This window comes from Pseudomonas marginalis (assembly GCF_024169655.1).
Taxonomy (GTDB): Bacteria; Pseudomonadota; Gammaproteobacteria; order Pseudomonadales; family Pseudomonadaceae; genus Aquipseudomonas; species Aquipseudomonas paraveronii.
In genome coordinates this window covers 2935435-2946396 of record NZ_JALJWV010000001.1, presented here as the reverse complement: position 1 = coordinate 2946396, position 10962 = coordinate 2935435, and the positions used below count along the sequence as shown (strand labels likewise).

At 59.0% G+C, this 10962-nt stretch carries 11 protein-coding genes; 1 reads left to right on the top strand and 10 read right to left on the bottom strand.

The window, feature by feature from the left end; translation table 11 throughout:
- The 5 genes from tssE to tssA form a co-directional block, all read right to left on the bottom strand.
- Entirely contained in the window at positions 1-420 is a 420-nt protein-coding gene (tssE, locus tag J2Y83_RS13265; protein ID WP_253395827.1) for a type VI secretion system baseplate subunit TssE, read from the bottom strand.
- A 70-nt stretch (positions 421-490) separates the two neighbouring features.
- Positions 491-979, bottom strand: a complete 489-nt coding sequence (locus J2Y83_RS13260; protein WP_017849099.1) for an Hcp family type VI secretion system effector — start codon at positions 977-979, stop codon at positions 491-493.
- A gap of 159 nt (positions 980-1138) precedes the next feature.
- A complete protein-coding gene (tssC, locus tag J2Y83_RS13255; protein WP_253395824.1) occupies positions 1139-2623 on the bottom strand; it encodes a type VI secretion system contractile sheath large subunit in 1485 nt (494 codons plus the stop codon).
- Between the two features lie 3 nt (positions 2624-2626).
- Entirely contained in the window at positions 2627-3124 is a 498-nt protein-coding gene (gene tssB, locus J2Y83_RS13250; protein WP_247397917.1) for a type VI secretion system contractile sheath small subunit, read from the bottom strand.
- A 98-nt stretch (positions 3125-3222) separates the two neighbouring features.
- The gene (tssA, locus tag J2Y83_RS13245) at positions 3223-4779 is read right to left on the bottom strand and encodes a type VI secretion system protein TssA (RefSeq protein ID WP_253395822.1); all 1557 of its coding nucleotides are present in this window, start codon (positions 4777-4779) and stop codon (positions 3223-3225) included.
- 638 nt (positions 4780-5417) lie between these two features.
- Here tssA and J2Y83_RS13240 point away from each other — a divergent pair.
- The gene (locus J2Y83_RS13240; protein WP_253395819.1) at positions 5418-6473 is read left to right on the top strand and encodes a helix-turn-helix domain-containing protein; all 1056 of its coding nucleotides are present in this window, start codon (positions 5418-5420) and stop codon (positions 6471-6473) included.
- Here J2Y83_RS13240 and J2Y83_RS13235 read toward each other — a convergent pair.
- From J2Y83_RS13235 to J2Y83_RS13215, 5 genes are all read right to left on the bottom strand, one after another.
- A complete protein-coding gene (locus J2Y83_RS13235) occupies positions 6467-7744 on the bottom strand; it encodes an MFS transporter (RefSeq protein ID WP_253395817.1) in 1278 nt (425 codons plus the stop codon). The two genes, J2Y83_RS13240 and J2Y83_RS13235, sit on opposite strands and share 7 nt — an antisense overlap.
- A 284-nt stretch (positions 7745-8028) precedes the next feature.
- A complete protein-coding gene (locus tag J2Y83_RS13230) occupies positions 8029-9099 on the bottom strand; it encodes a protein-glutamate methylesterase/protein-glutamine glutaminase (RefSeq protein WP_253395815.1) in 1071 nt (356 codons plus the stop codon).
- Positions 9096-9608: a chemotaxis protein CheD gene (locus J2Y83_RS13225; RefSeq protein WP_253395813.1), complete on the bottom strand. Its 513-nt coding sequence runs from the start codon at positions 9606-9608 to the stop codon at positions 9096-9098. The genes J2Y83_RS13230 and J2Y83_RS13225 overlap by 4 nt, the downstream gene beginning before the upstream one ends.
- Complete coding sequence (locus J2Y83_RS13220; protein ID WP_253395811.1) at positions 9601-10404, bottom strand: CheR family methyltransferase; 804 nt, start codon at positions 10402-10404, stop codon at positions 9601-9603. The genes J2Y83_RS13225 and J2Y83_RS13220 overlap by 8 nt, the downstream gene beginning before the upstream one ends.
- Complete coding sequence (locus J2Y83_RS13215; protein ID WP_253395809.1) at positions 10401-10922, bottom strand: chemotaxis protein CheW; 522 nt, start codon at positions 10920-10922, stop codon at positions 10401-10403. The genes J2Y83_RS13220 and J2Y83_RS13215 overlap by 4 nt, the downstream gene beginning before the upstream one ends.
- Positions 10923-10962: the final 40 nt, after the last annotated feature.

Here is a 10962-nt window from a genome sequence, read left to right as displayed (position 1 = left end):
TTAGTGCATCGCCAGGGACACGCGACCGTCCGAAGACACACGCGTTGCCAGGTGAATGGGAATGTCCCGGTCATCGATCGACACCACGCCTTCAAGACTGAAACTCAGCGACAACACTTCCTGAGCACCTTCGGCGACCAGGATGCGCGGCGATTTCAAGCGAGGCTCGTAGCGGGCGATCATGCGAGTCATGTTCTCGATTATTTGCGTGGTCTCGCCGGTCGCAAACGAACCGGCCAGATTGGTGAAGTCGGGTACGCCAAACTCGGCGTCGATAGGCACGCTGCCGCGCCGGGTATTCAAAATGCGTTGCAGATGCTGGACGATCGACTGCGTCAACACTTCAGCCTGGGTCAGGTGCGTGCGGCCGGTCTCGGCCTGCAGGCCTGTGATGCGCTCCAGCAATCGTTTTTCTCTCAACGCGGTGTACCTTCTGCGATAGCAAGAACGCCGCCCTGGACCAGGGCGGCATTGAACAGTCGAGCCCGGCTTAGGCTTTTGGCGCCAACCACGAGTCTTCGGCTTCGATACCGTCCGGCACCCAGGTCCAGACGATTTTTTCGTAGGTGATGCCGATGTCTTCCATATGGCCCATTTGCTTGAACTCAGGGCTCAATACGTTCGGCACCCAGGTGCGGGCCGAAACGAGCACGGCATTGCTCAGGGTGATGGTGTAGTACTTTTCTTCGGTGCCTTTAGGCGAGATCCGATAGAACTCCAGGACTACGGATTTGAGTTGCTCGCCGGAGGTCAGGGCTTGCAGCAACTTTGGAGAGGACTTGTCAATTTCCTTGGTCAGGGTCATGCCCTGGTGAACCCGCTTACCAGCCGGCAGGCCGGTCTGCGGGTTCTTCGGAATATCGATCAGGTGTTCGACGGCCTGAACAAGGATCTTTCCTTCATGACCGGTAACAGTGCTGGAACCTTCGATCTTGCCTTGGTTCTGGCCTTCGATACTCAAGTAGCATGGCATTGGCATAACGTGTACTCCGGGGTTAATCAGTTAGTTTTCAGGCATCGATCAGCGCCTCTGGCCCTGTCTCGCTGCGTTGAATCCATCTTATGGAAACGCCGAGGCAATGACCCTCGGGTGAACACCTGAATGGGCAACGGCTGCGTGGCCCATTCGCGCTACCGATCAGCTCTTGTCGAGCTTGCCCACCAGCGACAGCGTGAAAGACGCGCCCATGTACTTGAAGTGCGGGCGAACTTTCAAACCGACGCGGTACCAGCCTGGATCACCCTCGACGTCGCTGACGGTAATGTCCGCCTGACGCAGGGGACGACGGCTGCGTACACCGGCCGCGGGGTTATCCATGTCGGCCACGTACTGGCGAATCCAGGTGTTGAGTTCCGACTCCAGGTCGCCGCGCTCTTTCCAGGTGCCGATGTTTTCGCGCTGGATGACCTTGATGTAATGGGCCAGGCGACTGACCACAAAGATGTACGGCAGTTGGGTACCCAGCTTGAAGTTCAGCTCGGCTTCCTTGCCTTCTTTGTCATTGCCGAAGAACTTGGGCTTCTGGCACGAGTTGGCGGAGAAGAACGCCGCGTTGTCGGTGTTCTTGCGCATGGTCAGTGCGATAAACCCCTGCTCGGCCAGTTCGAACTCGCGGCGCTCGGAAATCAGCACTTCGGTCGGGATCTTGGTCTGGGTTTCACCCATGGCCTCGTAGTTGTAGATCGGCAAATCACCGACGGTGCCGCCACCCTGTGGGCCAATGACGTTGGCGCACCAGCGGTACTGGGCAAAGCTGTCGGACAGGCGACTGGCGAAGGCAAACGCGGCGTTGCCCCATAGGAAGTCCTGGTTACCCCCCCCGACGTTTTCGTTGTAGCGGAACGTCTTGGCGGGAATCGTGTCTTCGCCATACGGCGTGCGCAGCAGGAAGTGCGGCAACGTCAGGCCAACGAAACGCGCGTCGTCGCTTTCGCGAAAGGCGTTCCATTTGGTGAACTGCGGCCCCTCGAAGACGGCTTGCAGATCCTTGAGGTTGGGCAGGTCGGCAAAGCTGTCGATGCCGAAGAACTGCGGTCCGGCCGAGGCGATGAAGGGCGTGTGGGACATCGCCGAAATGGCGGCGACCGATTGCAGCAACTTCATGTCCTGCGGGCCAGGATTGAACTCGTAGTTACCAATGATCGAGCCGAACGGCTGGCCACCGAACTGGCCGAACTCTGCGGTGTACACCGCCTTGTACAGACCCGAACGGGTGATCTCCGGCGCATCCTCGAAATCTTCGAGCAGCTTCTCTTTGGAAACGCTGAGGATTTCCAGCTTGTTGTTCTCACGAAAATCCGTGCGGTCGACCAAAAATTTCAGCGAGCGCCAGGACGATTCCAACTTCTGAAATTGCTGGTGGTGAATGATCGCGTCGACCTGCCGACACAGCTTGGCATCCAGCGTGGCGATCATGTCGTCGATCAATCCGGCGCTGACCTTCTCGGACTGCCGGGCCGGCTCGAGCAGCTCGGCGACAAAGGCTTCGAGGCCCTGACGGGTGACGGCATACGCCTCGTCGCCCGGCTTGACGCGAGTCGCTTCCACCAACTGATCCAACAGGGAAACCGACTCGACCGCCTGGCCGGTCGTATTCGCTGCCTGACTCTTTTCTTCGCTCATGGGTTATTCCTTGTCCTTTACGCCGAGTTCCGAGAGCAAACGCTCGCGGGCACCGTCATCGTTCATCAGGGCCTGAAGCTGCTTGCGAAATTCCGGCAAATTGCCCATCGGCCCTTTCAAGGCCTTGAGCGAATCACGCAGGGCGATCAGTTGCTGCAACTCGGGAACCTGGGCCACGATGGCATCCGGCTCAAAATCGCGAATGGACTGGAAGGTCAGCGATACCGGGAGTTGCTCATCCTCTGGCGCGTTTTCCGCCAGACGATTGGGCACCGCCAACTGCAGGCTCAGGTTCTGGCCCTTGAGCACATCGGTGAAGTTGTCTTTGTCGACGCGGATCGGTTTGAGGTCTTCAACCGGCGTATCGTCTTCACGCAAGGTGAAATCGCCGATCACCAACTGCTTGAGCGGCAGCTCGACCTGTTCCTGCGCGCCGCCGGTGTCAGAGCTGTAAACAATATTGACGCGCTCTTTAGGCGCGACCGAACCTTCACTAGCCATTAAATCTCACTCCTGTTTACCGGACTCGCTCAACGCAGCCGTTAGAAAACTCATGGCATGGATATGCACACGCCTGCCAGGTATTGCCTGTTGCTCATTCAACTTGCCGGCTGGCTGGCCAAACGCCAGAAAGCCGGCAAATCCATTGCTGCCAACTGTTGCCCCCACAAGGCTCTCGAACCGCCGTCTTCGTGCGTCAGGGCCAACTCCAATAACGGCCGGACCAGATCCGGCTCCCAACGATCCAAGCCCTGCTCCGTCGCTTCCTGGAGCAATACATCCACGGCCACACGCAACTGCGCGCGCGGGTCGAAACGCTGTAGCAAATGGCATTGGGCGGCGCGCAGGCGAAACCGCTCGCGGCCGCTGCCAGCCTCACGCACGGCGGCCTGCAAACGCGCCAACGCTTCGTTCAAACGGCCTTCAGCGGCATCACGTCCGACCTCGTCGATCAGCGTCTGCAGCCCATCCGTGACGCCGCTGCTCGCCGTCGGAGCCAAACCTTCGAGCCAACTGCGGGTCGCGCCATCGGCGAACGGTTGACCGTCGGCGAATGTCAGCTCGACCAGCGATGGCAGGCGCGCCAGAAAATGACGGGTTTCCAGGGCCAGGCTGGCGGCACCGGCCATCGCCGCCGAACCCAGTCGTAAGAGCGCGGCATGACTGGCCCGATTGAGGTCCAGCCAAAACGGATAACTCGTCAAGCGACCTTCGCAAAAGCGCACGATGTCCAGCGGCTCGCCAGCGCTTTGCAAGCGACTGAAACCTTCGAGTTCCGCGTCCGAAGGCGGCGGCAGGCGCGTGGCGTAGCCTTGCGCAGGAGGTGCCTGCTCCAGGGTCGTCCAGGCCAATTGGCGATTGAGGCGAAACAGCAACGGCAAGGTCGCTCGAGACTCCAGACAGAACCCCAGCAGCGGCGCCAGCGAGGCAAACACGCTATTGACCGCGCTCTCGATGGCCTCATCGCTCTCCAGACGGCCCAATGGCTGAACCGGCGCGAGGACCAGAGGCGGCACAGGGGCCGAGGGGGCGTGCGCAACCGGCGGCGTGATCGCCGGTTGCGCATCGACTGCCGGCAGAACCGCCGCTGACGCAACGGGTATCGGCTCGGCACTCGCTTGCACGGGCAACTGCGATAGACGGCGACGCAACGCAAAAAAGCTCGGGCCGTCGGCGTCACGGTCGCGCCAATGGCTATCGATAGCGTCCCAGTCTTCGAGCAACTGCGCCAATTGCTCTCCGGGCACCGCTTCGAAGCTGCCTTCAAGTTTCACCGCAAGCCACTCGAGCATCCACTCGGCCTGGTTGCGCCGGGCACGCAATCGAGCCGGCGGCGGGGTCAGGGTCTCCCAATACAGCTCAAGCATTTCGCGCACTATATGTACGCCGGTCGCCAGGCCGGCAACGCCTTGCAGGGTGGTCCAGGCACATAACAACCAGACCGCGGCATTAAAATCCTTGCCCTCTTCTCGAAGCACTTTTACACAGGCATCGGCTACTTTCTGCCAATCCACTCCGGACTCGGCGTGGATATTGTTCAATTTATCCACTTCGATTTGCGCGAGCGAAAAAGCCGCGCCTTCCCGAGGATTGGCGCCAGCGGGATGCGTCAAATTGATCGCAAACGAACCTACTTCCCAGTCGGCGCAACTCATCCGTTACTCCTTACTTCAATAGGTTGTTTGATACATCGTTGCAGCGTCAAAACTGGCTGCCGATGCGCGGTTGATTTCTGCACCGGTCACGATCTTCATTGATTGATCCAAGACCCGACATTCCGCCCGCCAGTGCGGTAATCCTCTAGGCCGAAGCCTCGACCGTTGAGCCGCCGGACAAGCATGTGTCAGCCAAGACGTCGGGGCCATCGGGTGAACACCTGAAGTACTCACCGGTTGAAAGCGCCCTTTCAGATCATCGCGCCGAAAATAACAAGGCCAATACCGAGCGGACTTTGTTTGAGAAACAAGCACACGCTTTCACAGCGTGCGAAGCACATAAACGCTGTCAAATTCGAATTCGCGTCAATCTATCAAGCGCGTTGCAGATGGCTTGACCCTGCGTTGCAACTTTTCAACTATTTTCAGGCGCCCTGCCCCGGTCTTGTCGGCGCCTGAAAGTACGCAACAAGTTGGATACAAAGAGGGATTGTCATTACTTTCAGGAAAAAACCGGCTATAAGGAGAACGACACCCCATTCTGACGGGCTGCCGGTAGGGAGCGTGGACATCTAGTGGGTAGATCCAACGCCTGTTCACGGGTCGATAACCTAGGCTTTCCGGGCTGTAGTGAATTCATGAACAAATCAGCTTCAGTCATATACGCCCCTAAACACTTCGCCTCCAGGCACGCCCACGATCACTTTGAGGTCAGCGCCGAGCCGGTTGCCAACCAATTGCTGGCCTGGCGTGATCGGGTTGGGCACGTCATTGACGTGCTGCCTACCTCCCACGCAACGACCACGCACTTCAACGCGAGCATTGACCGCTACAAATTGGGTGATCGGGTCTTTACCGACTGCTCGAGCGACGCCTTGTTGCTGGACCGTTCGATTGCACGCATCTCGACCGACAAGGTCCGGGACTATGTGTTTCAGGTCTTCACCCAAGGCGCAATGGAGTCCATTCGAGGCGGACCACAGGAACAAGGCACATCCGCCATCGCAAGCATCGTTGCCATGGACATGAACCAGCCGATCAGAATGAACCGGGGGCGTTGCCGCGTATTGACCTTCTTTGTCTCGCGCTCGGTCGTGGAGGCGGCGCTGCCGCATGCCGAGTCGATCCACGGACGGGTCTTCGAGAATACGACGCCTATGACCCAGTTGATGATCGACCATGTCGAGGCGTTTTCAAGAAAACTGCCCGCCATGACCAGCGCCGAGGCCGCGTCGACATTCGATACTGCCGTTCAACTCATGCTCGCGGCATTTTCGAAACAGGCCAAGCTGGGTGGGCACGCGCGGGCGGCAGCGCGCAGCGCGATGTTCGATAAAGCCAGGCGTTATGTGCAAAACAACCTGTATCAACCCTGGTTGACGCCAGAGTACGTGCTGATGGCCATGCAGCTACCCCGCGCCACGCTCTACCGTCTGTTCCAGCATGAGGGTGGATTGGGCCGCTATATCCTCAACTGCCGCCTGCGCGAAGCGGCAGACGAACTGGTGCGCTATCCGGACCGCCAGGTGATCGAGATCGCCTACAGCCTGGGGTTTAACAGCGCATCGGCGTTTACCCGCGCGTTTCGTCGCCGCTATGACCTGGCGCCGCAGGACCATCGCCTGATGGCGGCACAGCGCATGGGCAAAGCGATGCCGGGTAACCGTAACGTCGCCGGCTGGATTGATCAGTGAGCCGGCGGGCGGGATGGAAACTTCACTAACGCGAACAGGCTGACCAATAGCGCACCCAGCAGATACCAGGAAGGCGCCATTGGGTTCTGGGTAATGCCGATCAACCACGTCACAAAAAACGGACAGAACGCCCCAAAGATCGTCACGCCGAAACTGTAGACCATCGACATCCCGGTGGCGCGATGATGCGCCGGAAAAGCCTCCATGATCATCACGGTGGCGACACCGTTGTTGCCCATCGCTACAGCCGAATAGAGGCCGATGATCAGCAACGAAGCCAGCTCGCCAACACCATGGGTCAAGGCGAGAAACACCGGATAAACCAGCAGGATGCTGACGATCATCGTCACGTATTGGGTGGGTTTGCGTCGCGGCAGCCGATCGGCGAGCCGGGCAAACAATGGCGCGGCGATGAACAGCACCGCACTGGAAAAGCACGCCGAGAGCAAGCTCATCTTCGGCGACATGCCTAACGTGCGGACCAGATAGGTCGGCATATAGAGCACCATCAGGTAGATGCTTGCGGTGGGGGTTGCCATCATCAAAATCCCCAGCAATAGCTGGGGTCGGTGGCTTTTCAGCAAGACACGCAGCGACGGTAGCTGGATACCGCGCCGTGCTGTCTCCACCATATTGCGCCGAATGAACCACCCAAGCGGAGCAATCAAAAGCCCAAGCACGAAAGGGATGCGCCAGCCCCAGGCCAGCAACTGCTCGGGCGTCAGCAACGAGGTCGTTGCGGCGCCGACGACAGCCCCCACCAACACCGCAGCAGCCTGGCTGGCAGAGCGCCAACTGACCAGATAGCAGCGTTGATTGCGGGCCGCCAGCTCCATCAGCACCACCGACGACACCCCGATCTCTCCCCCGGTCGCGAACCCCTGCAGCAACCGCGAGACGACCAGTAACACCGTTGCGGTGACGCCGATAGAGGCATGAGTCGGCATGAAAGCGATCAAGGCGGTACCGGCTGCCATCAATAAATTGGTGACATTCAAACCGGCTTTTCGCCCTTTGCGGTCTGCAAGGTTGCCGATCACGATTGCGCCCAGCGGGCGCATCGCGAAACCGATGCCAAACGTCAGCAACGCCATCAGCAACGAAGCGAAGGAACTGTCCGATGGAAAAAAAAGCTTGCCGATGATCACGGCAGAAAAGCTGTATACCGTGAAGTCGTAGATCACCAGGCCATTGCCAACGACTGTCGCCAGTATCACTTTCTTCGATTGCCTGAAGGCCACCGGACAATCGCCAGTTTCAAATTTCGACATATAAACGCAGGTCCCGTCGAATAAATCAAAGCACGCTTGGTCGCGCACAGGAGGGCCAAAAAGGCCCCTCCTGGGCACGTACCGCGCTAAGAGCCCGAGAGACTGGCTATCGGCCATGTAGCGCCGTCCTGGCGCGTGCATCCTACGGAACAATGTCAGGCTTGTATGTAACCCGTTTATAACGGGATCCCCGGTGGCTTAACGTCTTCTACAACCGCCTCGTGAACCCTCCACGCCTTCATTGGGCGCTTCAAGCCCGACCTGGCTCAATACAGCCGGAACAGTCAACGCCGCTGATGCATGGATTGCAGAATCGCCGCAGCAATATGCTCAAGCGGCAATTCACGCTCCACCGCCCCCAGCTTGAAGGCTTCCTTGGGCATGCCGTACACCACACACGACTCTTCATCCTGGCCGAGGGTGTGGGCACCGTTGTCGTGCATCTCCTTCAGGCCACGGGCGCCATCGTCCCCCATGCCCGTCATGATGATGCCCAACGCGTTGCCCCCGGCACTGCGGGCAACGGAGCGAAACAGCACATCCACCGAAGGGCGATGTCGGCTGACGGGAGGGCCGTCGACAATTTCAACCTGGTACTGGGCACCACTGCGCTTGAGTAACATGTGCCGGCCACCGGGCGCGATCAGGGCACAACCCGGAACGACTCGGTCGCCATGCTTGGCCTCTCTGACCTCGATCTCGCACAGCCGATTGAGGCGCTCGGCAAACGCCGCAGTGAAGTGTTCGGGCATGTGCTGCACAATCACGATGCCTGGACACACCCTGGGCAGCGCGGTCAACACCAGCTCCAGGGCTTGAGTCCCGCCCGTGGACGTACCGATGGCGACGATGTTTTCGGTGGTGCGCGCCATTGCCTGGGTGCTCGCAGGCAGTATGACGTCGGCGTTCAGCTTGGCCGGGGCTCGCGCCCCGGACGGCACCATACGTTTCATGTTGGCCCGGGCGGCGGCCTTGACGGCACCGGCCAGCTCATCGGAACTGTCGGTCAGAAACTGACGCAAATTCAGTTGTGGTTTGGTCACGATACTGACCGCACCGGCCGCCAGTGCCTGCATGGTGGTGGCCGCGCCCTTCTCGGTCAACGTGGAGCAGATGACCACCGGTGTGGGGTGTTCAGCCATCAGTTTCTTGAGGAACGTAATGCCATCCATCCGTGGCATCTCGACGTCCAGCACAATGACATCCGGCCATTGCTTGTTCATTTTGTCCATGGCGAACACCGGGTCCGCCGCTGCACCGATCACCTCAATCGCGGGGTCTTGTCCCAGGGTCGCGGTCAGCACCTGACGTACCACCGCGGAGTCATCAATGATCAGCACTTTAATAAGGCTCATGTCGCACGCTCTCCATGAGGGCTGCTGGGGGGTTGCGGCAGGGCCAGGTAGTTGAGCGCAATGTCGCCATTGGCGAGATCGAACACCACGGTCCGATAACCCACGCCTTCTACGTGGAAGTTTTTGCAGTGCAACTGATGTAAATCGAGCAGGTACCTGGCTTGCTCGACATTGCGTTGCCCGACGTAGTGATTGTCCGGACGCACAAGCCCTGGAAACATGTTGCCACCGCCAAATACGCTGATTCTGAACTCGGCTGGTTTGGCGTTGCTCGCGTGTATTCGACCGAGCAACAATTGGAGCGCCTCATCGCCGTAGCGACCATCCAGGACACCAGAATTCGCCGCTGCACGCTGGGGCAGCAAGTAGTGACACATGCCGCCCAACAAATGCCGTGGGTGCCAGAACACCAGGGCCACACACGAGCCCAACACAGTACGTAGCCGAATCGCGCCTGCGCCGAAAAACCAATCGCCGGGATTAAGGAAAATCTCACGGGCGTCAGGCATGTGGCCTCCGGTAGATCGAAGGCTTGACCAGCCGCAGCTCATCGGTGACGCCATTGAGGCTCTCCGAGTGGCTCACCAGAAAGTACCCGCCGGGCTTGAGGTGGCTGATCAGCCGTTTGACGACTTGGACTTTGGTATCGCTGTCAAAATAGATCATCACGTTGCGCAGGAAGATCACGTCAAACATCCCCAGTTTGGGCAACGGATTATTCAGATTGATGGCCTGGAAATCGATCCGCGACGCCAGCGCCGGTTCGACAATGAAGCAACCGTGGTTGGCGCCGACACCCTTGAGGCAATATTTGTTGAGCAGCGCTTCGGGTATCCCGCGTATAGCTTCCAGGGGGTAACGCCCTTCGCGGGCCTTGTCCAACACGCGGCTGCTGATGTCCGAGGCCACAATCTCCCAGGGCCGGCCGGCGAGGTTGTCCGCCAGGACCATCGCCAGGGTATAGGGCTCTTCTCCGCTTGAGCAGGCGCCACTCCATACGCGCAAAGGCCCGCTGCCGCGTAGTTCGGGAAGCGCCACGTCGCGCAGGAAGTCAAAATGCTTGGGCTCGCGAAAGAAGTAGGTTTCGTTGGTGGTCAGCATGTCGACCGCCACCTGCAGCTCCGTACTGTCCTTCATCAACACCTTGTAGTAAGCGCCGTAGGTATTGAGCTTGAACACTTGCAGGCGCTTGGCGAGCCGAGCGCTCACCAACTGTTTCTTGGCATCGGACATGCTGATGCCCGCGATTTGATGAATGAGGTTGCGAAATTGCTGGAACTCGGCGTCGGAGAGAATTACGTTCATAAGGACGTGCCCGAGGCTTCAAGGCTTGCCAGCGCATCGACCTGTTCCAGGGACAACACACGACCGATGTCCAGCAGCAGCACGAAACCGCTCTCCAGTTTGCCGATACCCAATAGAAAATCGGCTCTGACATCGGTACCGAAATTCAACGAGGGTTCGATGTCCTGCTCGGCGATTTCAAGGACTTCGCTGACCGCATCCACAATGATGCCCACCGGCTTGCGCACGGCATTGGTCTGTACCTCAAGGATCACAAAGCAGGTTTTTGAGGTCTGCACCGTGCGTTCGCCGCGAAAGCGCACGCCCAGGTCGAGTACCGGCACCGCGGCGCCTCGCAGGTTAATCACGCCGCGTATGCTGGGGGGTAACAACGGCACGCTCGTAATCGGCCCATATTCGATGATCTCTCGAACATTGAGCGTGCCGACGGCGAACATCTCATTGCCCAGCTCAAAGGTGAGGTATTGGCTGGGGTTTGAGGCCGTGGAATTGCCTGGACTTTCGATGGATAGCGCCATGATTCACCTCGGATCAATTACTTTCCGGTCGCGCCTGGAG

Coding starts and splice junctions, on each gene's coding strand:
- J2Y83_RS13225 (WP_253395813.1), bottom strand. CDS start 9,608: ATGCCTGACGCCCGTGAGATTTTCCTTAATCCCGGCGATTGGTTTTTC.
- tssC (WP_253395824.1), bottom strand. CDS start 2,623: ATGAGCGAAGAAAAGAGTCAGGCAGCGAATACGACCGGCCAGGCGGTC.
- J2Y83_RS13220 (WP_253395811.1), bottom strand. CDS start 10,404: ATGAACGTAATTCTCTCCGACGCCGAGTTCCAGCAATTTCGCAACCTC.
- J2Y83_RS13230 (WP_253395815.1), bottom strand. CDS start 9,099: ATGAGCCTTATTAAAGTGCTGATCATTGATGACTCCGCGGTGGTACGT.
- J2Y83_RS13260 (WP_017849099.1), bottom strand. CDS start 979: ATGCCAATGCCATGCTACTTGAGTATCGAAGGCCAGAACCAAGGCAAG.
- J2Y83_RS13240 (WP_253395819.1), top strand. CDS start 5,418: ATGAACAAATCAGCTTCAGTCATATACGCCCCTAAACACTTCGCCTCC.
- tssB (WP_247397917.1), bottom strand. CDS start 3,124: ATGGCTAGTGAAGGTTCGGTCGCGCCTAAAGAGCGCGTCAATATTGTT.
- J2Y83_RS13215 (WP_253395809.1), bottom strand. CDS start 10,922: ATGGCGCTATCCATCGAAAGTCCAGGCAATTCCACGGCCTCAAACCCC.
- tssA (WP_253395822.1), bottom strand. CDS start 4,779: ATGAGTTGCGCCGACTGGGAAGTAGGTTCGTTTGCGATCAATTTGACG.
- J2Y83_RS13235 (WP_253395817.1), bottom strand. CDS start 7,744: ATGTCGAAATTTGAAACTGGCGATTGTCCGGTGGCCTTCAGGCAATCG.